This window comes from Acetobacter sp. JWB (genome assembly GCF_003323795.1).
In the GTDB taxonomy this organism is placed as follows: Bacteria; Pseudomonadota; Alphaproteobacteria; order Acetobacterales; family Acetobacteraceae; genus Acetobacter; species Acetobacter oryzifermentans.
Window position 1 is genome coordinate 14,045 of record NZ_CP030871.1, and the last position, 23,438, is coordinate 37,482.

Genomic DNA, 23,438 nt, shown 5'->3' on the forward strand with positions numbered 1-23,438 from the left:
TATTCTGTGTAATGCGCCTCAATATAAATATAAGGCACTTTCATGGTGGAAATTTCTACCGAGTGTTTCTGTTTTGAAGACGTGATGCAATTTCTATGTGTCGTCAGGTCGCCCTACTTGGGGATGCAGGTGGACGCTGTTGATATCGGCCTGTAAGAAAATATACGCTTTTTCGTATTGTATTTCGGGAGCAGCTAATGCCCAGCATAAGCCCATTTGCCGGCAAGCCGGTCGATCCAGACCGCCTTGTTAATATCGATGCCTTGCTTGACGCCTATTACACCCGCAAGCCTGATCCCGCTATTGCAACGCAGCGCGTTGCGTTTGGTACGTCGGGGCATCGTGGGTCTGCGTTGACCACCAGTTTCAATGAAAAGCACATTCTGGCGATCAGTCAGGCGATCGCTGACTATCGCAAGGGCGCGGGCATTACTGGGCCGTTATTTATCGGCATTGATACTCATGCGCTTTCGCGGCCAGCGTTAAAATCCGCGCTGGAAGTATTTGCGGCAAATGGTGTGGAAGTTCGCATTGATGCGCAGGATGGCTATACTCCCACGCCCGTCATCTCGCACGCGATCCTGACTTATAATCGCGACCGCAGCAGTGATTTGGCTGATGGCGTGGTTATTACGCCATCGCATAACCCGCCGGAAGATGGTGGCTATAAGTACAATCCTCCCCATGGCGGGCCGGCGGATACCGATATTACCAAGGTGGTGGAAAACGCGGCCAACGACTACATGGCCAAGAACATGGAAGGCGTAAAGCGCGTCGGCCTTGAAGAGGCGCTGAAAGCTCCCACCACAAAGCGCCATGACTACATTACCCCGTATGTGGATGACTTGGCTGCCGTGGTGGACATGGATGTCATTCGGGAATCCGGCGTGTCCATAGGTATCGACCCGCTAGGTGGGGCTGCAGTGGATTACTGGCAGCCGATCATAGACAAATACGGCATCAATGCTACGATTGTTAGCAAGGAAGTAGATCCGACCTTTCGTTTCATGACTGCTGACTGGGACGGGAAGATCCGCATGGATTGCTCTTCTCCCTATGCTATGGCCCGCTTGGTCGGGATGAAGGACAAGTTCGACATCGCTTTTGCCAATGATACTGATGCTGACCGTCATGGCATTGTGTCGGGTAAATATGGGCTTATGAACCCCAATCACTATCTTGCCGTTGCGATTGAATACCTGTTCAAAAACCGTGAAAACTGGAACGCCCGTGCAGGCGTGGGCAAAACGGTGGTTAGTAGCGGCATGATTGATCGCGTGGCTAATGAAATCGGCCGCAAGCTGGTGGAGGTGCCAGTCGGGTTCAAGTGGTTCGTTGATGGTTTGTACCACGGCACGTTGGGCTTTGGTGGGGAAGAAAGCGCAGGCGCGTCCTTCCTGCGCCGTGCTGGTACGGTATGGAGTACAGATAAGGACGGCATTATTCTTGGCCTACTTGCAGCCGAGATGACCGCTCGTACCAAGCGTACCCCCGGGGCTGCATATGAGGACATGACAAAACGTCTCGGCACGCCGTACTATGCGCGGATTGATGCCCCGGCTACTCCGGAGGAGAAGGCTATCCTGAAAAATCTATCTCCTGAGCAGATCGGCATGACCGAACTGGCGGGAGAGCCGATCATCACGACCCTAACTAACGCGCCGGGTAACGGGGCAGCCATTGGTGGCCTGAAGGTTTCAGCTAAAGATGGCTGGTTTGCGGCGCGTCCATCGGGTACAGAAAACGTCTATAAAATCTATGCTGAAAGCTTCAAGAGCGAGGCACACCTCAAGGCTATCCAGACTGAAGCGCAAAACGCAATTTCTGCATTGTTTGCGCAGATAGCTGAAAAGAAAGCGGGCTGATTTTAGCATCACTTCCCATGTCCCTTCATTGGGGCATGGTTGGTGTTGGCGGCTCCTCAGTAAGCATCAAGTGTACCGGCAGGCGTTTTATTCTTCTACTGCTTAAGCTACTTATTCATTTGGAAATGTCAGTGGGCGTAAACGGGGCTTTTGTGCTTTAGTTACCAGCGTATCCAAAGCGGAAAGAAAACGGGATCGATCTGTTTTTCCAAATACGCTTCCACCCGGTGTCATGACACCGGCTGAACGCAAATCTGTCATCAGGTTACGCACTGCCAACGCCATACCAATGGCATCTTCATCCAGAACTCGCCCTTTAGGCTCAAGAACATAGGCGCCTTTTTCAACACATCGCGCTGCCAGCGGAATATCTGCTGTAATCACGATGTCTCTGTCTGATACGCGCTCGGCAATCCAATCGTCTGCCATGTCTGGCCCTGCATCTACCACTATGCGCTCAATCAGAGGTGAATCTGGAACCATAATCATTCTGTTTGAGACAATGAAAACATGCAGATTGTAACGACTGGCCACACGATAGATCTCGTTTTTTACGGGGCACGCGTCAGAATCAACAAAAATACGAATCATATAGCTAATGTGCAGCAGGAAGGCTGCAATCGCAAATTACGACTTTAGCATGGGGTAATCTTTTCCTTTTATGTAAAGTTGGGGATACTTTGCACGCAATCTTTCTATCCAGAAGCAAAAGCAGAACATTTTTCTTTTAAATTTATGCCTTTTTTCAGACACAAGCCTTTGTCATTAGTCAAAAAGCAGACAAGGTGTTTATGCACTTTGTTACGGTAAAGATTTTATAAGGCGAATCTGATGAAAAAAGTTTTGATGGCTACAGCGCTGACGCTGGGAATGATGACCTCAGCAGTTTCTTTTGCACACGCACAGGAAGCCTCTCCGGCTGTTGGCGCACCTCCGCCGGGTGGCCCGGGCTGTGGTCCGATGCATCATCATGGTATGGGTGGCCCTATTCTGAATCTGGATGGTGTTAAGCTGACCTCTGCTCAGAAGAAAAAGCTGAAAGCTATTTTTGATGCAAACAAGCCTTCAGACCCGAAAGCGGACATGGAGCAGATTCACAGCCTGCACCAGCAGGAACGTGAAGTGCTGACAACACCGGGGCCGGTTGATCAGGCTAAGTTGCAGCAGATTGAACAGCAGATTAGCACCATGCAGACCGAGCGCGCAACGCAGCGCCTGCAGGTTGAAACGCAGGTTCATGATATTCTGACCAAGAAACAGCTGAAGCAGATTGCCGAACGCCCTGAACCCCAGATGCCGCCAATGTGCGGAAACGGTGCACCTCCGGCTCCACCGGCTGCAACCGAAAGCAAATAAGCTTCTACAAAAAAGCTGCCAGAATATCTGGCAGCTTTTTTTATGCCTTAGCATTGATGCGTTGTGTCTGCATTCATAGACAAATGGTGCAGATCAAGAGAAAAAACAGAACGTTTTTTCTCGGTGCCTGATATCATGACAACATCTTCTACCCATCCTGCCCTTTTTAAAAATGGGCTGCCGCTGCAGCTTATCCTGCTTTTGGGGCTTGTTACGGCAATTGGCCCGCTTGCTACAGACATGTATCTTCCGGCTTTTCCTGATGTTGAACGGGATTTGGGCGGTGGCGCTGGTTCTGCTCAGTTTACGCTGGGGGCATGGTTTCTAGGGCTGGCGTTTGGTCAATTCTCTCAAGGCCCGCTGTCAGATAGGTTTGGGCGCAAGGTCCCTTTGGTTATAGGGCTTGCAGTCTTTGCTGTTGCATCTGCCATGTGTGCTGTGGTGCGGGATTATCATCTGTTCTGTATCATGCGTTTTATTGGTGCATTTGGTGGCTCTGCCAGCGCAGTTATTCCGCGTGCCATTGTAAGAGATGTGGCAACCGGCAAAAAAGGTGCGCATATTATGGCGCAGCTTACACTGGTGTTTGGTGTGATGCCTGTGTTGGCCCCCAGCATGGGGAGCTTGGTGCTGGAATTTGGGAACTGGCGGTGGATATTCTGGAGTGGCACCCTATACGCCATTCTGGGTATGGTTGGCATTATATATATGCTGCCAGATACGCTGTCCTCCGCGCATCGGATGCGCTTGGCGCCCTTCGAAATTTTTACCCGTTACCGCACGATCCTGCGTGAACCTGTTTTTCTTTCCAATGCGCTTATCACAACATTTTCTACTTTTGTGATGTTCGCCTATCTGGGAAGCGCGCCCGTTCTGTTTGAACAGGTTCTTCATTTTTCTCCCACAGCTTTTGGCGTGTTTTTTGGTGCAAATGCTGCCGCTTTTATTTTGGGAACCCAGATTAACGGCAGACTTGTGCATAGGTTTGCCATGCCTGCTTTGCTAGAGGCCGCCATTGTCTGGGCTTTGGTGATGGGCGGCATTTTTGTGGTAGTGGCTTGTTCCGGTTTGGCAGGTCTTGCGCATCCGTGGCTGACATGTGGGCTGATTACATGCATTACCGGCGCATTGGGGTTTATTGGGCCAAACGGTACCGTAATGGCATTTTCACGCCATGCACATCAGGCAGGTAGTGCTTCTGCCTTGCTTGGCACAATGCAGTTTAGCCTTGGCTCATTAAGCAGTGTTCTGGTGGGTATTTTGCCCGGAGGCGGCGCTATTCCAACAGCTATTGGCATGATGACAGGTGTTATCGGCATGGTCTGTGCCAATATCCTGCGCCGCAGGCATACAGACAAAGCAGAGCATGAATATTAAATTAAAGCGCGCAGGGAAAATCTCTGACGTTAATGGCTAGAAGACCTATCAGACGGTTTGCCGTAAATAGCTTGGGTTTGTGGGGTAACAGTATGCCCGTCTTCTGTTTCCATGGATCCAGCAGCGCCAGAACCTGCATCGGGCAGTGTTTCGTAACGTTCTTCAGGTTTGGGGGGCTGAGCCTCTGCTGGCTTGCCCTCACGGGCGGCTTGGGCTTCTCGCAGGTTTTCTTCCTGTTCTGCCGCCTTGGCTTCTGCCGGAGCAGCTTCGGGCAAAAAGCGTCCTGGCCGCTCAGGGGGAACGTCAATGTTTTCCCCCTCAATAGGCCCGTGACATGCCACCAGCAGTGGAGAGACCAATAGAAGGTTTCCGATCAGGGTGCCTGTTTTTTTCGCCAGAAGCATGGACGGGTTCATTGTAAAGGAGAAAGAGAGAAAGCTGTGAGATCAGCTTTCTAGGCGGCGTGCTTCATCTGGCAGCATGATGGGGATGCCATCACGGATAGGAAAGGCAAGACCAGCTTTTTTGCTAATCAGTTCATTTGTTTCAGCATTGTAAGTCAGAGGCCCTTTGGTAACAGGGCACACAAGCACCGAAAGAAGCCGGGAATCAAGCGGAGGTGTGTCAGACATCAGTTCTCTGTTCCTCAGTAAAAGGTTCAGGAAGGCGGGCCTTCCTGTTCCGGACCAGACAGGTCTAGCAGTGTTTGCAGCACCCGCACACGGTCAGTTAGATCTTCGGCATCAAGCAATGCCTGTTTTTCTGCCGGAGGGAAAGGACAGATCATGGGCAATGTTACAAGCAAGATATCATCATCCATCTGTTCCAGCAGAGACCAACGTGCCTGTAGCCCTTTTTTCTGGAAGTAACGCCGCATGGAGCCCAGAAGCTTTTCCCGGTCAAACGGAGCAGACGGAATTTCGTTCAGATCCCCAGCAAAAGTGGAAACATCTATCCTTGCTTGCCGATACCCACGTGTTTCTCCTGTTTCACGCAGGAGCCTAAAGCGCGTAAGGCCTGCAAGCGTAACGGCATAAGTTCCATCGGCGCGTTCAGTAAAGGAAACAATCCGGCCAAGACACCCTATGGGGTACAGTGGCGGGGCGCTGTTCGCTTCATCTTCTTCTTCCCGCCAACGCGGCTGGATCATGCCTATCAGGCGCTGCGTTGCCAGTGCATCTTCCACCAATGCAATATAGCGTGGTTCAAATACGTTAAGCGGCAGTCTTCCTCGTGGCAGAAGAACAACGCCGCTTAACGGAAACAGACCAATTTCCGGAGGGATATCGGCTAAAGTGACATCCCCTAGTTTGGGAACTCGCCGGGGGATGTCATCTTCATCTTGAAAAAATACTGCAGCCAAAAAGTTTTACATCCTCATGAAAACAGCATGGAGGACAGACGACGGCGCGAAACCGCAGTTGCGGGTTCTTCATTGCCCCATGCTTCAAAAAAACGCAGAAGCTGCTGCTTGGCAGCCCCTTCCTTCCAGTTACGGTCTGCCTTGATGATATGTAGCAGTTCATTCGCGGCTTCTTCGCGTTTTCCGGCAGCATTCAGGGCTGTTGCCAGTTCGCAGCGTGCTTCAAAATCTTCCGGGTTGGCGGCAAGGCGTGCGTGAATGCTTTCCATTTCCTCTGCCGCCTTGCGTCCTTCCTTTTTCAGGTCCAGCGCAGCGCGTGCGCCAGCCACTTCCGGGCTATCGGTTATTTTAGCAGGTACATCTGCCAGAGCGGCAACAGCGGCATCTTCATCATCCAGCGCCAACATCGCGCGGATAAGCCCACCCCATGCGCGTGGGTTTTCTGGCTCTTCCCCAATAACAGAGGAATACAGTTCTGCCGCACGGGCTGGCATTTCAGTTTCCAGCGCCATATCTGCTTCACGCAGTTGTTCTGTTGCAGGCAGAATGCCGCCACCGCTGCTTTTTAGAATGTTTTCGACAAACTTCTTGATTTCGCTTTCCGGCAAAGCGCCTTGGAACAGATCCAGAATCTGCCCTTTCCAGAAGGCCGCAACCAATGGAATAGACTGTAGCGGCAAGCCAACCTGCGCAAGCTGCCCAGCTAGAGCACGGTTTGCTTCAATATCAATTTTAACCAAGCGCACTTTGCCACGTGCTGCTGTCACCACTTTTTCCAGCACAGGAGCAAGCTGCTTGCAGGGGCCACACCAATCTGCCCAGAAATCAACCAACACAGGAATAGAACGGCTTGCTTCAATCACATCCTGCATGAATGTGGCCTGAGACCCATCCATAATCACAGGTGCCGTGCTCTGAGGTGCTATGGTGCCGTTTTGTGTATCAGACTGCGGCTGACCGAGAAGGTGTTCCATATGTTCCTGTATCCTTAATCCAATGCTGCGGTCAGTATGGAAAATATCCTTCTGGCCGACTTTGATCTGTTTATATGTTCTAGATGGTCAATCAGAGCATGATGCGCAATGGCAATTAGGGCATGGCTTGCCCATATCAGATTAAAGACAATGGCTGTCGCCGCCTTATCACGCATTGCATGAAGGTGGCCTTAGGCGGCATACTAGGACAAAACAGGAACGGCGGCAGATTTCTTACATGAAAAAATCAGAATTTTCCGGTCAGCAGAGCATCCGGGTGCGTGGTGCGCGAGTTCATAATCTAAAAAACGTGGATATTGATATCCCGCGTGATAAGCTGACAGTCATGACTGGGCTTTCTGGGTCTGGCAAATCTTCTTTGGCGTTTGATACAATCTACGCTGAAGGGCAGCGCCGCTATGTGGAAAGCCTTTCGGCCTATGCGCGCCAGTTTCTGGAGTTGATGGGCAAGCCGGATGTAGATTCCATAGAGGGTCTTTCCCCGGCAATTTCTATTGAGCAGAAAACAACATCAAAAAACCCGCGTTCTACCGTTGGTACTGTTACGGAAATTTACGATTACATGCGCTTGCTTTGGGCGCGGGCAGGCGTGCCATATTCTCCAGCTACCGGGTTGCCAATTGAAGCGCAAACAGTCACCCAGATGGTTGACCGTATTATGGCGTTGCCGGAGGGAACACGCCTGATGCTTCTCTCCCCCGTTATTCGTGATAGAAAAGGGGAATACCGGAAGGAACTGGCAGAGCTTCAGCGTAAAGGTTTTACACGCGTAAAAGTAGATGGAACGCTGTACGAAGTTGATGATGTTCCTAGCCTGAACAGAAAGTTACGCCACACTGTAGAAGTTGTGGTTGACCGTGTTGTGGTAAAAGAAGGGCTTGAAACGCGCCTTGCAGACAGCCTTGAAACAGCCTTGGGGCTTTCTGATGGCATTGTGTATGCTGAAGAAGTTTCAAAAGATGAAAACAAGAAAACAGAAAAGCTTGTTTTCTCATCACATTTTTCCTGCCCAGTAAGTGGGTTTACACTGGAAGAAATTGAGCCTCGGCTATTTTCTTTCAATGCGCCACAAGGGGCGTGTCCGGCTTGTGATGGCATTGGTGTGGAAACCTACTTCAACCCGCATCTTATTGTGCCGGATGAAAGCCTTAGTCTTACAAAAGGGGCTATAGCGCCATGGAAAGATGCGAAATCTCCATTATTGGAACAGACGCTTGAAAGTTTGGCACAGCATTTTTCTGTAAATATGGATACACCATGGAAGGATCTTCCAGAAAATGTGCGAGACGGTATTCTTTATGGTACTTCTGAAAATGTAGATTTCACCTATAAAGATGGCAGGAAAAGCTATGTTGTTTCCAAACCATTTGAAGGTGTTATTAAAAGCTTAGAAAAACGCTTGCGCACTACAGAAAGCATGTGGGTAAGAGAAGAGCTTTCCAGATATCAATCTGAAAAAGCATGTCATGTGTGTGAAGGTGCGCGATTGCGGCCAGAGGCGCTTTCTGTGCGTGTAGCTCATAAGAATATTGCACAAGCCTGTGAGTTACCTATAGGGCAAGCTCTGGATTGGTTTGATACAGTTCTGCCAACCCTTACGCCGCAAAGGGCCGAAATTGCACGCCGTATCCTGCGTGAGATTTTAGAACGTTTGAAGTTTCTTGATGATGTGGGATTGGAATACCTTACCCTTTCAAGAAGTTCAGCAACCCTTTCTGGGGGGGAAAGCCAGCGTATTCGTCTTGCTAGCCAGATTGGTTCCGGGCTGACAGGTGTTTTGTATGTTCTGGATGAACCTTCTATTGGCCTTCATCAACGTGATAATGAACGTCTGCTTGGCACATTGCAGCGTTTGAAAAACCTTGGAAATACTCTGATTGTTGTTGAACATGATGAAGATGCCATTAGAAGTGCAGACTGGCTTGTGGATATGGGGCCGGGTGCGGGCGTGAATGGTGGTACAATTGTTGCCCAAGGTACACCAGCACAGGTTGCCAAATCTCCCGATAGTTTGACAGGTGCCTATCTTTCTGGGCGCAAGAAAATTGATGTTCCTGCTGAACGTCGGAAAATAAATAAAAAGAAAATTCTGACAGTTGAAGGTGCTACAGGCCATAATCTGAAAAATGTAACAGCCCGTTTTCCGCTTGGTACGTTCACCTGTGTAACTGGTGTATCGGGTAGCGGAAAATCTACACTGGTTATTGATACACTCTATAAAGCACTTTCTCGCCAGTTGATGGGGGCAGGCACATCTCCAGAACCTTATAAGCGCATTAAGGGGATGGAGCTACTAGACAAGATTATTGATATTGACCAATCCCCTATTGGGCGCACACCGCGTTCCAACCCGGCAACCTATACAGATCTTTTTACACCCATAAGAGATTGGTTTGCGGAACTTCCTGAAAGTAAAGCAAGGGGTTACAAACCCGGCCGCTTTTCCTTCAATGTAAAAGGTGGGCGTTGTGAAGCATGCCAAGGTGATGGTGTTATTAAAATTGAAATGCACTTTCTGCCAGATGTGTTTGTAACGTGTGATGCCTGTAAAGGGCAGCGCTATAACCGTGAAACACTTGATATTAAGTTCCGCGGTAAATCCATTGCCGATGTGCTTGCCATGAGTGTGGATGAAGCTCTCCCTTATTTTTCAGCCCAGTCTCGTATTCGGGATAGGCTGGCCATTTTGCAAAAAGTTGGGTTGGGATATGTCGCATTAGGGCAGCAGGCTACGACCCTTTCAGGGGGAGAAGCGCAGCGTGTTAAGCTTTCCAAGGAACTGGCTCGTAGGGCAACGGGGCGCACTCTGTATATTCTGGATGAACCAACAACAGGGTTACATACGGAAGATGTAAGAAAACTTCTGGAGGTTTTGCATGCTCTTGTTGATCAGGGAAACACAGTTGTTGTGATCGAACATAACCTGGAGGTTATAAAAACGGCAGACTGGATTATAGATGTTGGCCCAGAAGGTGGTGATGGTGGTGGACAAATTGTTGCCGAAGGTACACCAGAAGATATTGCAGCATGCCCAGAAAGTTACACAGGCCGGTTTCTTGCTCCACTATTAGTGAAAAAATAATGAAAAAATCTTTTTTTTCTTTAGCTATTATCGGGTTTTCTGCTCTGTTTGCAAATGGAGCAGAAACGCGCAATGCAGTGGCAGAAACAGCATGCTCTGCCCTGCCCTCTTCTGTGCTGTTTGAAAAACAGACATGGACAGAAATTCAGTCTGATATTGCGTGCGGGGTTACAACTATTATTATTCCCGTTGGTGGAACAGAACAGAGTGGGCCCTATATAGCTGTTGGCAAGCATAACACGCGTGTTATGGACATGGCGCAAAATATAGCTGAAAAATCCGGAAAAACCCTTGTAGCACCAGTGGTTTCATATGTTCCAGAAGGTGGGATTTCTCCCCGCACTTCGCACATGAAGTTTCCGGGAACCATCACAATACCCGCAGATGTTTTTGAGAAATTGATGGCGTCTGCGGCAAAAAGTTTTCAGGTACAAGGGTTCCGTCTGATTGTTTTTATTGGCGATCATGGCGGTTATCAGAAATCTTTGGATAAAGTGGCTACGCAACTTAATAAGGAGTGGTTTGGCATCCAAGCTCAGGCTCTTTATGTAAAGCAATATTATAGCGTTATACCGCATCAGTATGCTCAGTGGCTTAGCCAGCATGGATATGCAAAAGATGTTGGTATGCATGCAGATATAAGTGATACATCACTCATGCTGGCGATTGATCCAACAATGGTAAGACTGGATGCATTACAAAAATCTGGCACGCCATCCAGCGTGCAGGGTATTTATGGGGGTGATCCGCGTAAAGCATCGGCCAGTTTGGGGCAGATAGGTATCAATATGCAGATAACTGCGGCAATTTCTGCTATTAACGATGCGCGAAATAAATAAGTGGAAGTTATTTTATAGAGTAGAAGGTAGGTTTTCTACTTAAAAAAGATTAGAATAGACCTTATTAAGGCACCATGATAAATCCAACCTGATATAATAGATAAATCATGGTGCCAGAGATAATGAGGTATAGTGTAATGGCTTCCAAAGCCTATTTGATAGCAGCAACGACTTTAGCTGCGGTAATGAGCGCTGGAACGGCAGCATTTGCGCAGGATACAACGCCGGTGGCTCCGCCGGTTCAGCCTCCGGTGGCTGAAGCTCCTGCACCTGTAACCGCACCCGTTTCTACCCCTGTTCCGGAAAACGCAACAACTTTAGCTACAAAGATTGAAACAATACCGGGTATGCCCCCCGTTATTGATCCAAATAACCTTTATAGTGAAACGCGGGCCGATAATATTGCACCGGAAGTAGCACAAGATCCGGCACGTATTTATGTGCCAAATCTGCGCTCAAATGATGTTTCTGTTATTGATCCTGCAACTTCAAAAGTAGTGGATCGTTTTCCTGTTGGTAAAAGCCCACAACACGTTGTGCCTTCGTGGGATCTACGCACATTATGGGTAACCAATAATGCAGAAGGCACAACAAATGGTAGCCTGACGCCAATAGATCCGCGCACAGCCAAGCCTGGGCCAGCTGTGCAGGTGGACGATCCTTACAACATGTATTTTACGCCAGATGGCAAATCAGCCATTGTTGTAGCAGAGGCGCGTAAGCGGCTGGATTTTAGAGACCCGCATACAATGGCTTTGCAGGAATCTGTTGAAGTTCCGCAATGTAAGGGCGTGAATCATGCTGATTTCTCGATTGATGGACGTTATGCCATTTTCACATGTGAATTTGGGGGGCATCTTGTAAAAGTTGACACCGTAAATAAGAAAGTTTTGGGTTATCTGGCGCTTTCAAGTGGTGGTATGCCACAGGATATTCTGATCTCTCCAAATGGAAAAACCTTTTACGTTGCGGATATGATGGCAGACGGCGTTTTCCTTGTTGATGGGGATACGTTTAAGGAAACAGGCTTTATCCATACGGGTGTGGGTACGCACGGTTTGTATCCTAGCCGCGATGGTACAAAAATGTATGTAGCTAACCGTGGTTCTCATAAAATTCATGGTAAGCCGCATAGCAAGGCTGGTGGTGTTTCTGTAATTGATTTTGCAACCAACAAGATTGTGGCTGATTGGCCTATTCCTGGTGGGGGTAGCCCCGATATGGGGAATGTAAGCGCAGATGGTAAAAGCCTATGGCTTTCCGGGCGGTTTGATGATGTTGTTTACAGAATCAACACAGATGATGGTTCCATGATCAAAATCCCGGTTGGTGCGGAACCCCACGGTCTTACTGTATGGCCGCAGCCTGGCCGGTATTGCATCGGTCATACAGGTATTTTGCGTTAAAAGTAGAACCTAAAGAATGTTTTTGAAAAAAGCCTTTCTTGTTTCAAGAAAGGCTTTTTTTTATGGGATATAGGAAAGCGGTATGTCTGATTTTCAGAATAAAATTATTGAAAATAATAATGCAAAAAATAAACTTTCTTCATTTCAAAAATTATCTCCTGCGCAGGAGTTGCTGAAGAAAGATATTCTTGCATTTTGCAAAGATCATCAAAAAGATGAACACGCTATTTTTGTTATCGAAGGTGATGCAGGAACGGGAAAAAGTCTTGTTATAAATTCTATTTTTAATGATTTGCAGCGTATGTCCAGGAATGATCATCTGGGGGGCTGTTTTTCGGGGAAAGAAAATTATCTTATTGTGAATCATCCTGAAATGATGAAGCTATATACGAATATTTCAGAAGATTTTCCATATATCAGGAAAAAGGATTTTGAACGCCCAACAACATTTATAAATAAAATGAATAAATTAGGAAAAAGGGCAGATGTTGTTCTGATTGATGAAGCACATCTTCTTTTAACACGTTCTGATAAATACAATAGATTTAACCAAAACAATCATTTGGAAGAGATTATAAAATTTGCTCGTATTGTTATCCTTGTGTTTGATGAAAAACAGATTTTAAAATTTAAAAGTTATTGGAATAAAAAAACGCTTTCAAAAATACTAGAAGGTTTCCCGGTAAGGGCATTCTATCTGACAGATCAATTTCGAATGCATGCAAAAGCGGATGTTCTGGAGTGGATAAAAAATTTCTGTTCAAAAAAAGTGACATCTTTCCCAAAAAAGCAGAGCTTTGATTTCAGATGCTTTGAGGATGCTCAAGAAATGTACGAGTTGATCAAGCAGAAAAACAACCAGTATGGATTGTCACGCATTGTTGCAACTTATGATTACCCATACAGATTGGATGGAAAAGAGCACTTTATTGATGAAGGGCGTTTTCATTTACGGTGGGATCTCTCAAAACCAGACGAAAAATTGCCTTGGGCAGAACGGCCAGATACCATCAATGAGGTTGGATCTGTTTATACAGTGCAGGGGTTTGATCTGAACTATGTGGGCCTTATTCTGGGCCCTTCCGTTACGTATGATGCACAAGCAGAGTGCTTGCGCCTAGACCCGGCGCGGTATGAAGATGGTGCAGCATTTGCGGGCAAAGGTGGCTTGGCTCAACCAGAACAGGTTAAAGAGCAAATCATGCTCAACGCTATCAATGTGCTTATGACAAGATCCGTAAAGGGGCTCTATATTTACGCGCATGATCCAGCTTTGAGGGAAAAATTGCTGCAAGAGCAATCATTGCGTAGCTAAGCCCTTCCTTAATGCTGGAAGGCCGAGGGCTTATCACTTCATAACTGCATGGCAGATTTGCCAAACGGCAAGGGAAACATTCTGTCATGTAAAATTAAGGAAAGTTGATTATTCAAAGAAAATTAACCTCAAAAGAGCTGTTTTTCTTTGGATACAGGACTTGTTTCGTACGCATTCTAATGCCAACTGAAAGGTAACAAGTTCTCTTTCCTCATTACTCAGGCTCAACTGGTCATGTTCATAGAAACCGAAGGCACACCTAATCCTGCTACGCTCAAATTTCTGCCGGGGCAGGCTGTTATGGGCGATGCTGGCACTATTGATTTTATTGATGCTGATGCCGTAGCCGGTCGTTCTCCTTTGGCGGAGGCTTTGTTTGCCCTTCCGGGTGTTTCCCGTGTGTTTTTGGGAAACGACTTTGTGTCTGTAACAAAAGCAGATTCCGAAGATTGGGAAGAACTGCGCCCGCAAATTCTGTCCACTCTGATGGATCATTTTGTGGCCGGGCATCCTGTAGTGGCAGAAGGCGTGGCGGTTACAGAAGATGCAACCGCGCCGGAAGACGAAGAAATTGTAACCCAAATTAAGGAACTGCTAGACACGCGCGTACGCCCAGCCGTGGCAGGTGATGGTGGGGATATTGTTTTCCGTGGTTATCGCAATGGCATTGTACGGCTGACCATGCAGGGGGCTTGTTCGGGGTGTCCATCTTCCCGCGCAACACTCAAGCATGGTGTAGAAAACATGCTACGCCATTACGTGCCAGAAGTGGTTTCTGTTGAACAGGTAGATTAAGCACACTGCACCTGTCTGCTTTTGTCGCGCTTCAAAGCGTGGCATAGAAAGCAGGCAGGTGTTTTTTATGCCTGCCCTTTCAATGATAGATGCAAGACAGGGCAAGATACATATGCTGGATGAAAACGGGCTGGATCTCCTTTTCAGAAAGGCGCGTACGCCCCTCCGCTGGACAACCCGCACAGTTGAAGAAGATGTGCTGCGCCAGCTTTATGATCTCACAAAATTTGGCCCAACATCCGGCAATTGTAGCCCTGCCCGGTTTGTTTTTATTACCGGTTCAGATGGGCGTGAGAAACTGCGCCCGGCTTTGTCTGCTGGCAACGTTAATCGGGTTATGGGGGCGTCTGTTATTGCCATTGTCGCGCATGACCCATTGTTTTTTGAACAGTTGCCGCGTTTGTGTCCGCAGGAAAACCTGCGTTCATGGTTTGCATCAGACGTTGGGTTGGCAGAAGAAACTGCTTTTCGTAACGGCACGCTCCAAGGGGCTTATATGATTATGGCAGCCCGTGCCCTTGGGGTGGACGCTTTGCCTATTTCTGGGTTTGACCAAGCGTTGGTGGAAGATGCTTTTCTGGCCGAACAAGGGTGGCGCGCAAATTTTCTGCTGTGTCTGGGATATGGAGATTTTGAAAACCAGCCACCACGTGCGCCTCGTTTGGCGTTTGAAGAAGCCTGCTGCGTGGTTTCATGATGGTACAGCGTATTCTGGTTCTGGATGGTAGCCCGGCAGGAGAGTCGGCTTGTGGAATGGCTGCATGTGTTCAGGTTGAGAGGGATAAGCTTTTGGTGCTGCATGCCGAGGTTGTTGCTGGCAAGCAGGCAGCAGAAGGCATTAATCTTCTTGCCGATAAGGTTTTACAACAAGCAGGATGGGGCGCTGAAACCGGTGTACAGCCAGACCTTGTGGCCGTGGTTGTGGGGCCGGGATCTTTTACAGGGCTGCGGGCGTCTTGTGCTGTAGCCGCTGGGTTTGCACTGGGCGCAGGCTGCCCAGTGGTGGGCGTAACACGAGCAGAAGCACTGACACCTGCACTGGATGCAGAATTGCAGAGGTATCCAGAGTTAAAAGGGTGGATGGTGATAACGCCAGCGCGTCGTGGCCGAGTGTTTGTAGAGGATGCTCAGCAAGTCCGTGCCGTCATGATAGCCAATTGGCATCCGCCGGAAGGAAGCTGGTTGGTGGCGGGGGATGCCTGTGAGGCTCTTTCTTTTTCACATGCTGTTTACTCTCCATTACACACACCAACACCAGAGCAAATTGCAAGTGCAGCGTTAAAGCGCCAAATGGGTAAGCTGCCTTTGCTAGATCCTGTTCCACTGTACGTAGATCCGCCAGAAGCCAAGCTCCCGGCGGATGGATTAAGAGCCAAACCAGTTTGACCGTGCATGTGCAGGAAGCCAGCGTTGTTTACGCACCTTTGCTGGCTAATATACATACCCAGTGCTTTGGTGCAGGCGCACAGTGGGATGAAGCAGCCATAATGGCTTTGCTGTCATCTCCGGGTGTGCAGGCAGGTCTGGTTATGGTGAAAGATCAACCAGCGGGCTTTATAATGTTGCGAAGCGTGGTGGATGAAGCAGAGGTTTTAACTATCTGCATTCTGCCGGAATATAGAAAGCGCGGTTTGGCGCAACGTTTGCTGGCATGGTGCATACAGGTTGGGCAGCATAATGGGATGCAAAACCTGTTTTTGGAAGTGTCTGTAAACAATCAATCCGCCAGAGCCCTGTATGAAAAACAGGGCTTTGAAAAACTGGGTTTACGTAAAAAATATTATGAAGATGGATCGGATGCCTTGGTTTTGGGTCGATCCTGCCAAGCAGTAAGCCCTTAGCCAAACAGAAGTAACTCTGCATAACCAAGGGCTGTTATTTTAAAAGCGGCTTAAAGGGCGCGGTTACCGATATCTGTGCGCCATATTGCTCCATCCCACGAAATGGTTTTAACACCTTCGTAAGCGCGTTCTTGCGCCTGTTTCACGGTATTGCCCAACGCGCAAACAACCAGCACGCGCCCTCCGGCTACAACAAGTTCTCCCGCAGCATTCAGCTTGGTGCCCGCTTGGAACACCTGCACATCAGGTAGTTTGTTGGCGTCTTCGATACCGGAAATAACGGCACCCTTTTCTGGTGTGCCGGGGTAGCCACGGGCTGCCATTACAACGCACACAGATGCTTGATCGGAAAATGTGACAGGGGCTGTATCCAGCTTATCTTCAGCAAGAGCCTTTAGGGCAGGAAGAAGATCAGACGTTAGCCGAGGCAGCAGAGCTTCGGCTTCCGGATCACCAAATCTAACGTTGTATTCGATTAATTGAGGACCACTTTCTGTCAGCATCAGTCCCGCAAAAATAACGCCCCGGAAAGGTGTGCCACGGCGCACCATTTCTTTCAGCATAGGGCGTACCATCACATCGAGCGCAGCTTCCTGTTCTGCTCGACCAAAGCTTTTTGGAGGAGAAACCGCTCCCATTCCACCGGTATTGGGGCCTGTATCTCCATCTCCAATGCGTTTGTGGTCTTGGGCAGCGCCAATCAGCGTGGCTGTTTCTCCCGCACAGAACGCAAAAAGCGAGACTTCCTCACCAATCAGGCAATCTTCAATCACCACGCAGCGGCCTGCATCCCCAAGTGAGCCACCGGCCATCATGTCCTGTACAGCGCTTTCGGCTTCGGCCAGTGTGGTGGCCACCACAACGCCTTTTCCGGCGGCCAGACCATCGGCCTTGATAACAATGGGTGCGCCTTTTTCACGCACGTATGTTAAAGCAGCGTTTACGTCCGTAAACCGCTCAGCCTGTGCTGTGGGAATATTGGCGGCGTAGCAGATTTCCTTGGTAAAGCTTTTGCTGCCCTCAAGCCGGGCGGCGGCCTGTGTGGGGCCAGCGCAGGCCAGCTTGGCGCGGGCACAGGCATCTGCCAAACCAGCTACCAACGGAGCTTCCGGGCCGGGAATAACCAGATCGACTTTTTGTTCCAGAGCAAACTGCACAAGTGCAGGAACATCCTGCGCACCAATGGGCACGTTTATACCAAGTTCTGCTGTGCCGGGGTTGCCGGGTGCGATAAACAGGGCTGAAAGTTCCGGAGAACGGGCAAGTGTTGCGGCCAGCGCATGCTCCCTGCCGCCAGATCCAACCAGAAGTACCCGCATTGTTTTCTCCTGCATCTTGATGTTCTGCTCTTTTCAGGGCGAGCGTCTGTAGCATAGGTTAGCCGCATGACCGAACAGTTTGACATTCCATCGGCCAGTAACAATGTGCCGGAATTTACCGTTTCAGAAATTTCGGGGGCTATCCGGCGTACGCTGGAGGGCACGTTCAGCCGCGTACGTGTGCGTGGTGAGATTACGGAACTTAAACGCTACCCTTCTGGGCATGTGTATTTTTCGCTCAAGGATGAACGGGGCAAGATTTCCGGTGTGGTATGGCGTGGTTCGGTTTCCCGTCTTGGTCTGGTGCCAGAAAACGGGGTGGAGATTATCGCCACCGGCAAGATTTCTGCTTATGGTGAGCGCTCCAGTTACCAGCTTGTTGTAGAGCGGATGGAATATGCGGGCGAAGGTGCTTTGCTGGCCCGTATTGAACGCTTGCGCTTAAAGCTGGCGGAAGAAGGGCTGTTTGATACAGCCCGCAAAAAAGCCATTCCGCTTTTGCCGCGTGTGATCGGGGTGGTAACATCACCTCAAGGTGCTGTGCTGCATGATATTTGTACAACCCTGCAAAGGCGCTTCCCCCGACCTGTGATTGTCTGGCCCGTGCCCGTACAGGGAGAAGGGGCAGCAGCCCGCATTGCTGCGGCTATTGATGGATTTTCGCAGCTTGACGGGCTGGGCGCCGTGCCACGGCCAGATGTGTTGATTGTGGCGCGCGGTGGCGGATCATTAGAAGATCTGATGGCTTTTAATGATGAAGCTGTGGTGCGTGCGACGGCTGCATGCTTAATTCCACTGATTTCTGCTGTAGGACATGAAACAGATACAACCCTGATTGATTTTGCATCAGACAGGCGTGCGCCAACACCCACAGCTGCCGCAGAAATGGCTGTGCCAGTGCGCACGGAACTTTTGGCGGATATTGAGCACCGAAATGCAAGGGCAGTGGGCGCGCTTTCCCGTTTGCTGCAAACGGCCCGCTTAAGGCTGGATCGTGCATCTTCCGCCATGCCGGATCTGCCAAGCCTGTTGCAGACAGCGCGTATGCAGTTGGATGACAGAGGGCGGCGGTTGGATGTTGCCTTGCCCGCTTTGGTGCAGCGGCGTAAGGCGGATCTGGTTGCGGTTGAACGTCATATGCCTGCGGTTGAAACCTTATTGGCAGGGCGGCGCACACGCTTGGCCGTACTGGCAAACATGTTGCAGGCCAGCATGGCGCATACATTCCAAAGGCAGGATGCCCGGTTGGGTCGCTTACGGATATCCCCTGCCCCATTGCAAGCATTGGTGCGGGAAAGACGCACAGCTCTTGCTGGTATTGCCGGGCAGTTAGAAGCTATTTCTCCCCGTGCGGTATTGGCTCGTGGGTACGCGCTTGTTACCGCAGAGGGGCGGCCAGTGACCAGTGCTGAACAACTCAATGATGGTGAGCGTGTAGAACTAACATTTGGTGATGGCGCGCGTCCGGCTGTTATTGGTGATGGCACACACCGCCCCAAGCAAGGTGTACTGGAGCTGTAACACACCGAGTTGAGATGTACTGCCAATCAGGTTTATGATCTGCCAAATATAAACCACGCGGGCGGAGGGGCCCGCGCCGTCAGGAAAGAATAAAGCGCATGTCCATCCGTTTTTCTGTTGGTGTTGCCAGCCTGTGTCTGGCAGGAGGGCTGCTGGCAGGGTGTGCGCCTCAGCAGGGGCATCGTATTCCACCACAAAGCTTCGCTCCGGGTCTGACAACCGAGCCATCAGCTACCAATGATAGCCATTTGACGAATGATCCCTCCGCACCGCTGAACACACCATTGTGTGGAACAGCTGCGCGTGAAAATATGGCGATGGGTGTGCAAAATTATCCGCAGCCCCTTTCTTCTGGCAATTCTTGCGTGCAAAATGCATGCTTTGATACCCAGACAGGCACCTATATTGCCTCTGATGGTACAAAAAGAGTGTGCCGATAATGCATGCATGCTCTTTTCCCAGCGGCAATTTGCTGGTAGGAAAAGGGCCACGCTGCGAGAGTGACGGAATTGGTAGACGTAGTCGACTCAAAATCGACCGCCCGAAAGGGCTTAGGGGTTCGAGTCCCCTCTCTCGCACCAGATTTCTTCTCCCCCTATTCTGGCCAAGGTTATGACAGCCGCTTCCTTATCCGTTCTTCCTCGTCCGGCCAGCCGTCCCCTTAATCCATGCTTTTCTTCTGGCCCTTGCGCAAAGCGGCCGGGTTGGAATGTATCGGCGCTGGCAAATGCGTTGGTTGGGCGTTCGCATCGCTCTGCGGAAGGGCGTGCACGGCTGAAAGAAGTTATTGATCGCTCCAGCGCCATTTTGGGAGTGCCTGAAGGGTGGCGCGTAGGAATCGTGCCTGCTTCTGATACTGGCGCTGTGGAAATGGCCTTGTGGTCCATGTTGGGGGAACGCCCAGTAGATGTGTTGGCGTTTGAAAGTTTTTCTGCACTATGGGCGCAGGATATTGTCACCCAGCTTAAGCTCGAAAATACACGGGTTTTGAAAGCCGAATACGGCAGCCTGCCAGATATGGCGCAGGTTGATTGGAACCACGATGTGGTGCTGGCATGGAATGGCACCACCTCTGGTGTGCGCATTCCTTCAGTAGATGCCATTCCGGAGCAACATGGTGGGCTGGTGATCTGTGATGCTACATCTGCTGCGTTTGCAATGGATCTGCCGTGGGACCGGCTGGATGTGGTTACATGGTCTTGGCAGAAAGCTTTGGGGGGTGAAGCCGCACATGGCATGATTGCCCTTTCCCCCAAAGCTGTGCAGCGGTTGGAAAGTTTTCAGGCTCCGCGCCCACTGCCAAAAGTTTTCCGTATGACCAATAAGAATGGTCTGATTGAAGGCATCTTTCGGGGGGATACCATCAACACGCCTTCCATGCTGTGTGTGGAAGATGCGCTGGATAGCCTGAAATGGGCAGAAGGTGCTGGTGGCCTGGAAGGGCTGAAAGCACGCAGCCAAGCCAATCTGGCTGAAGTGACCATGTGGGTGGAAAAAACGGATTGGGTAGAGTTTCTGGCCCAGAAGCCTGAGGAACGTTCTTCCACAGCAATCTGCTTGCGTATTGTGGCCCCATGGTTTTTGGCCCTTGAGCGTGATGAACAGACTAAAACAGTCAAGAAAATGCTGGCCGTTCTGGCAGAAGAAGGCATTGGGTTTGATCTGGCCAGTTACCGTGATGCCCCTGTGGGCCTGCGTATCTGGGGTGGTGCTACGGTAGAAGCCGCAGATGTGCGTGCATTATTGCCTTGGTTGGATTGGGCTTTTACTCAGGTTGCGCCGCAGTAATTAAATTTTTTAGCGTTATACAGCATTAAAAAAGGCGGAGGGAATTTTCCCTCCGCCTTTTTTGTTGGATGAAGCCGCGCCTATTAGAAAGGTGCGTCGATGTCCACGATGTCGATCAGCTTGGTATTGACGAATTCTTTCAGGCCAAGGTCAATCAGTTCACGACCAAAGCCAGAACGTTTCACGCCACCAAACGGCAGATCAGCTTTCACCATGGTTGGGTGATTGATGTACACCATACCGGTGTCCATTTTGCGTGCGAGTTCAGCAGCTTTTTCTTCGTTCTGAGAGAAGATGGAACCACCCAGACCGTATGGAGAATCGTTGGCGATTTCTACAGCATGATCTGCGTCTTTCGCGCGGAACAGCATGGTAACTGGGCCAAAGAATTCCCAACGGCGCGCCGGGTTGCTTTCATCCAGATCTGTTAGAATAACAGGGCGGAAGAAGCAGCCTTTGTTGGGCATTTCCAGCGGAACTTCTTCTGCCTTTGCACCGTGTGCTACGGCTTCAGAAACCTGCTTTTTCAGATCTTCTACAGCACCGCGGGAAGAAAGCGGCGGCATGGTGGTGTTGGGGTCCATCGGATCCCCCATACGCAGGGCGCTTACACCTTTGCGGTACAGTTCTACAAACTTGTCGTAAACGCCGTCCTCCACAATCATGCGCTTGGCGTTAACGCACACCTGCCCGCCATTCCAGTGGCGGCCAAAAACAGCCCATTTGGCAGCTTTTTCAATGTCTGCATCGTTCAGCACGATCAGTGCATCGGAGCCACCAAGTTCCATGATACACTTTTTAAGTGCGCCACCGGCTGTAGCCGCAATTTTGGCGCCCGCGCCTTCAGAACCCGTAAGGGCAACACCACGCACGCGCGGATCCTGAATAACCGTGGCAAGCTGGGAATGGGATGGATACAGGTTGATAAAGCCACCTTCTGGCAACCCGGCATCCAGCATCAGTTTTTCCATGGCGGCAGCACACTGCGGCACATTGGAAGCGTGCTTTAGGATAACCGTGTTACCAGCAGAAAGCTGAGGGGAGATAATGCGGGCAACCTGATAGAACGGGAAGTTCCACGGTTCAATCGCAACGATAATCCCCTGCGGTTCGTACACAAGTTTGGCACGACCTTCCTGTGGGTCTGCTACGGGCAGATCCTGTGGCTCCAGCAGCTTTTCAGCATTCTTGGCATAGTATTCGAAAATAGCGGCGGACAATTCCGTTTCTGCCTGAGCTTCGGCAAAACGCTTGCCCATTTCAAGGGTCAGCAGCTTGGAATACTCATCCAGATTTTCGCGCAGCAGATCGGCTGCTTTTTGCAGAATGCGTGCACGATCAGCATGGGAGAAGTTTTTCCATTTCTGGAAAGCTGCATCACCCTTGGCAATTGCTGTTTCAATTTCCGCATCCGTGGTGGTGGGGAACGTCTTCACCTGCTCTTCGGTGAAGGGATTGATTGTTGCATAAGCCATCAGAATAACCCTTCTTTTGTTTCTGAGGTTAGGAGTTGCTCAGTTGCGGAAGTCCAGAACCACGCGGCCTTCCACCCGACCGTTCTTGAGCGCATCAAAAATTGCGTTGATGTTGTCAATCCGATCTGTTGTGGTGACAGATGTTACCTTCCCTTCTGCAAAGAAGGAAAGAGCTTCAATCATGTCCAGCCGTGTGCCTACTATGGAACCGCGAATGGTAATGGCATTCATGACCATGTCAAAGATAGAAATTGGGAAATCACCCGGTGGCAGGCCATTTAGCACCAATGTGCCCCCTGCTCGCACATACCCCATAGCCTGAGAAAACGCTTTGGTGGAAACAGCGGTAATCAATCCCCCGTGCACGCCACCAACCTTTTTCTGCATAAATGTTGCTGGGTCTGTGTTTCTGGCGTTAACAGTGTACATGGCACCAAGCTTTTTGGCGGTTGCCAGTTTTTCATCATCAATGTCTACCGCCACAACATTTAGCCCCATTGCTACGGCGTATTGCACGGCCATTTGGCCTAATCCCCCAACGCCAGAAATGGCTACCCAGTTCCCTGCTCGCGTATCTGTCATCTTCAGGCCTTTATAAACGGTCAGGCCAGCGCACAGTACGGGGGCAACTTTTACGGGGTCCACGCCTTTGGGCAGATGGGCAATATAATTCGGATCAGCCACCACGTATTCGGCAAAGCAACCGTTTACGGAATAGCCCGTTTCTTCCTGCTTCGGGCAAAGGGTTTCCCATCCTGCTAAACAGTGCTCGCAATGGCCGCAGGCAGAATAGAGCCAAGGCACGCCTACAACATCGCCTTCCTTCACCCAGTCTACTTCGCTGCCAACTTGCACCACAGTTCCCACGCCTTCATGACCGGGAATAAACGGCAGATGTGGTTTTTTTGGCCAGTCTCCGCTGGCAGCATGCAAATCTGTATGACACACGCCGCAGGCTATCATCTTAACCAAAATCTGTGTGGGTTTAATGGTCGGGATGTCCAGCTCTTCAATGGTTAGTGGTTTGCCAAATTCATGAACCACAGCGGCTTTCATTTTTCCGGACATGATATGCTTCCTTATATTTTACAAACAGACATG

The 23,438-nt window shown here is 49.9% G+C and carries 22 protein-coding genes and 1 tRNA gene; 15 read left to right on the forward strand and 8 right to left on the reverse strand.

The window, feature by feature from the left end; all coding sequences use genetic code 11:
* The first annotated feature begins 197 nt into the window (after positions 1–197).
* Complete coding sequence (pgm, locus tag DS739_RS00095; protein ID WP_006116596.1) at positions 198–1,865, forward strand: phosphoglucomutase (alpha-D-glucose-1,6-bisphosphate-dependent); 1,668 nt, start codon at positions 198–200, stop codon at positions 1,863–1,865.
* Between the two features lie 111 nt (positions 1,866–1,976).
* On the opposite strand, the gene DS739_RS00100 is transcribed toward pgm, so the two are convergent.
* Positions 1,977–2,456 carry a YaiI/YqxD family protein gene (locus DS739_RS00100; RefSeq protein WP_006116597.1) on the reverse strand — a complete coding sequence of 160 codons (480 nt, stop codon included), beginning with the start codon at positions 2,454–2,456 and terminating at the stop codon, positions 1,977–1,979.
* 240 nt (positions 2,457–2,696) lie between these two features.
* Between DS739_RS00100 and DS739_RS00105 the strand changes: the two genes are divergently transcribed.
* A complete protein-coding gene (locus DS739_RS00105; RefSeq protein WP_006116598.1) occupies positions 2,697–3,221 on the forward strand; it encodes a Spy/CpxP family protein refolding chaperone in 525 nt (174 codons plus the stop codon).
* Positions 3,222–3,356: 135 nt separating this feature from the next.
* Positions 3,357–4,598 (forward strand): multidrug effflux MFS transporter, encoded by a 1,242-nt coding sequence (locus DS739_RS00110; protein WP_035352965.1) that lies wholly within the window; start codon positions 3,357–3,359, stop codon positions 4,596–4,598.
* Between the two features lie 29 nt (positions 4,599–4,627).
* On the opposite strand, the gene DS739_RS00115 is transcribed toward DS739_RS00110, so the two are convergent.
* Genes DS739_RS00115 through DS739_RS00130 form a run of 4 tightly spaced genes read right to left on the reverse strand, consistent with a single transcriptional unit; the run spans position 4,628 to position 6,935 of the window.
* Positions 4,628–5,014, reverse strand: coding sequence for a hypothetical protein (locus DS739_RS00115; RefSeq protein ID WP_006116600.1), 387 nt, complete (start codon positions 5,012–5,014; stop codon positions 4,628–4,630).
* Between the two features lie 30 nt (positions 5,015–5,044).
* Positions 5,045–5,230 (reverse strand): Trm112 family protein, encoded by a 186-nt coding sequence (locus DS739_RS00120; RefSeq protein ID WP_003623252.1) that lies wholly within the window; start codon positions 5,228–5,230, stop codon positions 5,045–5,047.
* A 26-nt stretch (positions 5,231–5,256) separates the two neighbouring features.
* Positions 5,257–5,961 carry an LON peptidase substrate-binding domain-containing protein gene (locus DS739_RS00125; protein WP_006116601.1) on the reverse strand — a complete coding sequence of 235 codons (705 nt, stop codon included), beginning with the start codon at positions 5,959–5,961 and terminating at the stop codon, positions 5,257–5,259.
* A 14-nt stretch (positions 5,962–5,975) separates the two neighbouring features.
* Complete coding sequence (locus DS739_RS00130) at positions 5,976–6,935, reverse strand: tetratricopeptide repeat protein (RefSeq protein WP_006116602.1); 960 nt, start codon at positions 6,933–6,935, stop codon at positions 5,976–5,978.
* A gap of 238 nt (positions 6,936–7,173) precedes the next feature.
* Here DS739_RS00130 and uvrA point away from each other — a divergent pair, with 238 nt between their 5' ends.
* From uvrA to rimI, 8 genes are all read left to right on the forward strand, one after another.
* Positions 7,174–10,038 (forward strand): excinuclease ABC subunit UvrA, encoded by a 2,865-nt coding sequence (gene uvrA, locus DS739_RS00135; protein WP_035352963.1) that lies wholly within the window; start codon positions 7,174–7,176, stop codon positions 10,036–10,038.
* Positions 10,038–10,877: a creatininase family protein gene (locus DS739_RS00140; protein ID WP_035352961.1), complete on the forward strand. Its 840-nt coding sequence runs from the start codon at positions 10,038–10,040 to the stop codon at positions 10,875–10,877. The genes uvrA and DS739_RS00140 overlap by 1 nt, the downstream gene beginning before the upstream one ends.
* Positions 10,878–10,984: 107 nt before the next feature.
* Positions 10,985–12,283, forward strand: coding sequence for a YncE family protein (locus DS739_RS00145; RefSeq protein ID WP_006116605.1), 1,299 nt, complete (start codon positions 10,985–10,987; stop codon positions 12,281–12,283).
* 82 nt (positions 12,284–12,365) lie between these two features.
* Positions 12,366–13,598: a DUF2075 domain-containing protein gene (locus DS739_RS00150; protein WP_006116606.1), complete on the forward strand. Its 1,233-nt coding sequence runs from the start codon at positions 12,366–12,368 to the stop codon at positions 13,596–13,598.
* Positions 13,599–13,832: 234 nt separating this feature from the next.
* Positions 13,833–14,393: a NifU family protein gene (locus tag DS739_RS00155; RefSeq protein WP_006116607.1), complete on the forward strand. Its 561-nt coding sequence runs from the start codon at positions 13,833–13,835 to the stop codon at positions 14,391–14,393.
* 67 nt (positions 14,394–14,460) lie between these two features.
* Positions 14,461–15,090: a malonic semialdehyde reductase gene (locus DS739_RS00160; protein WP_050793145.1), complete on the forward strand. Its 630-nt coding sequence runs from the start codon at positions 14,461–14,463 to the stop codon at positions 15,088–15,090.
* The gene (tsaB, locus tag DS739_RS00165) at positions 15,087–15,779 is read left to right on the forward strand and encodes a tRNA (adenosine(37)-N6)-threonylcarbamoyltransferase complex dimerization subunit type 1 TsaB (protein WP_006116609.1); all 693 of its coding nucleotides are present in this window, start codon (positions 15,087–15,089) and stop codon (positions 15,777–15,779) included. The genes DS739_RS00160 and tsaB overlap by 4 nt, the downstream gene beginning before the upstream one ends.
* Before the next feature lie 2 nt (positions 15,780–15,781).
* Positions 15,782–16,234, forward strand: coding sequence for a ribosomal protein S18-alanine N-acetyltransferase (rimI, locus tag DS739_RS00170; protein ID WP_035353102.1), 453 nt, complete (start codon positions 15,782–15,784; stop codon positions 16,232–16,234).
* A gap of 50 nt (positions 16,235–16,284) precedes the next feature.
* On the opposite strand, the gene purD is transcribed toward rimI, so the two are convergent.
* Positions 16,285–17,568, reverse strand: coding sequence for a phosphoribosylamine--glycine ligase (purD, locus tag DS739_RS00175; protein WP_006116611.1), 1,284 nt, complete (start codon positions 17,566–17,568; stop codon positions 16,285–16,287).
* Positions 17,569–17,619: 51 nt separating this feature from the next.
* Here purD and xseA point away from each other — a divergent pair, with 51 nt between their 5' ends.
* The 4 genes from xseA to DS739_RS00195 all read left to right on the forward strand — a co-directional run bounded on the left by xseA (position 17,620) and on the right by DS739_RS00195 (position 20,862).
* Positions 17,620–19,074, forward strand: a complete 1,455-nt coding sequence (gene xseA, locus DS739_RS00180) for an exodeoxyribonuclease VII large subunit (protein WP_006116612.1) — start codon at positions 17,620–17,622, stop codon at positions 19,072–19,074.
* Positions 19,075–19,172: 98 nt separating this feature from the next.
* Positions 19,173–19,514 (forward strand): hypothetical protein, encoded by a 342-nt coding sequence (locus DS739_RS00185; RefSeq protein ID WP_006116613.1) that lies wholly within the window; start codon positions 19,173–19,175, stop codon positions 19,512–19,514.
* 54 nt (positions 19,515–19,568) lie between these two features.
* Positions 19,569–19,655: transfer RNA gene (locus tag DS739_RS00190), tRNA-Leu, on the forward strand.
* A 31-nt stretch (positions 19,656–19,686) separates the two neighbouring features.
* On the forward strand, positions 19,687–20,862 hold the full coding sequence (locus tag DS739_RS00195) for a phosphoserine transaminase (RefSeq protein WP_006116614.1): 1,176 nt from the start codon (positions 19,687–19,689) through the stop codon (positions 20,860–20,862).
* Between the two features lie 83 nt (positions 20,863–20,945).
* On the opposite strand, the gene DS739_RS00200 is transcribed toward DS739_RS00195, so the two are convergent.
* Complete coding sequence (locus DS739_RS00200; protein ID WP_006116615.1) at positions 20,946–22,337, reverse strand: NAD-dependent succinate-semialdehyde dehydrogenase; 1,392 nt, start codon at positions 22,335–22,337, stop codon at positions 20,946–20,948.
* A 39-nt stretch (positions 22,338–22,376) separates the two neighbouring features.
* A complete protein-coding gene (gene adhP / locus DS739_RS00205) occupies positions 22,377–23,405 on the reverse strand; it encodes an alcohol dehydrogenase AdhP (RefSeq protein WP_006116616.1) in 1,029 nt (342 codons plus the stop codon).
* Between the last annotated feature and the right edge of the window lie 33 nt (positions 23,406–23,438).

What these genes read in the sequence shown, in the direction of transcription:
- pgm (WP_006116596.1), top strand. Translation starts at nt 198, where the DNA reads ATGCCCAGCATAAGCCCATTTGCCGGCAAGCCGGTCGATCCAGACCGC.
- DS739_RS00100 (WP_006116597.1), bottom strand. Translation starts at nt 2,456, where the DNA reads ATGATTCGTATTTTTGTTGATTCTGACGCGTGCCCCGTAAAAAACGAG.
- DS739_RS00105 (WP_006116598.1), top strand. Translation starts at nt 2,697, where the DNA reads ATGAAAAAAGTTTTGATGGCTACAGCGCTGACGCTGGGAATGATGACC.
- DS739_RS00110 (WP_035352965.1), top strand. Translation starts at nt 3,357, where the DNA reads ATGACAACATCTTCTACCCATCCTGCCCTTTTTAAAAATGGGCTGCCG.
- DS739_RS00115 (WP_006116600.1), bottom strand. Translation starts at nt 5,014, where the DNA reads ATGAACCCGTCCATGCTTCTGGCGAAAAAAACAGGCACCCTGATCGGA.
- DS739_RS00120 (WP_003623252.1), bottom strand. Translation starts at nt 5,230, where the DNA reads ATGTCTGACACACCTCCGCTTGATTCCCGGCTTCTTTCGGTGCTTGTG.
- DS739_RS00130 (WP_006116602.1), bottom strand. Translation starts at nt 6,935, where the DNA reads ATGGAACACCTTCTCGGTCAGCCGCAGTCTGATACACAAAACGGCACC.
- uvrA (WP_035352963.1), top strand. Translation starts at nt 7,174, where the DNA reads ATGAAAAAATCAGAATTTTCCGGTCAGCAGAGCATCCGGGTGCGTGGT.
- DS739_RS00140 (WP_035352961.1), top strand. Translation starts at nt 10,038, where the DNA reads ATGAAAAAATCTTTTTTTTCTTTAGCTATTATCGGGTTTTCTGCTCTG.
- DS739_RS00145 (WP_006116605.1), top strand. Translation starts at nt 10,985, where the DNA reads ATGGTGCCAGAGATAATGAGGTATAGTGTAATGGCTTCCAAAGCCTAT.
- DS739_RS00150 (WP_006116606.1), top strand. Translation starts at nt 12,366, where the DNA reads ATGTCTGATTTTCAGAATAAAATTATTGAAAATAATAATGCAAAAAAT.
- DS739_RS00155 (WP_006116607.1), top strand. Translation starts at nt 13,833, where the DNA reads ATGTTCATAGAAACCGAAGGCACACCTAATCCTGCTACGCTCAAATTT.
- DS739_RS00160 (WP_050793145.1), top strand. Translation starts at nt 14,461, where the DNA reads ATGCCTGCCCTTTCAATGATAGATGCAAGACAGGGCAAGATACATATG.
- tsaB (WP_006116609.1), top strand. Translation starts at nt 15,087, where the DNA reads ATGATGGTACAGCGTATTCTGGTTCTGGATGGTAGCCCGGCAGGAGAG.
- purD (WP_006116611.1), bottom strand. Translation starts at nt 17,568, where the DNA reads ATGCAGGAGAAAACAATGCGGGTACTTCTGGTTGGATCTGGCGGCAGG.
- xseA (WP_006116612.1), top strand. Translation starts at nt 17,620, where the DNA reads ATGACCGAACAGTTTGACATTCCATCGGCCAGTAACAATGTGCCGGAA.
- DS739_RS00185 (WP_006116613.1), top strand. Translation starts at nt 19,173, where the DNA reads ATGTCCATCCGTTTTTCTGTTGGTGTTGCCAGCCTGTGTCTGGCAGGA.
- DS739_RS00195 (WP_006116614.1), top strand. Translation starts at nt 19,687, where the DNA reads ATGACAGCCGCTTCCTTATCCGTTCTTCCTCGTCCGGCCAGCCGTCCC.
- DS739_RS00200 (WP_006116615.1), bottom strand. Translation starts at nt 22,337, where the DNA reads ATGGCTTATGCAACAATCAATCCCTTCACCGAAGAGCAGGTGAAGACG.
- adhP (WP_006116616.1), bottom strand. Translation starts at nt 23,405, where the DNA reads ATGTCCGGAAAAATGAAAGCCGCTGTGGTTCATGAATTTGGCAAACCA.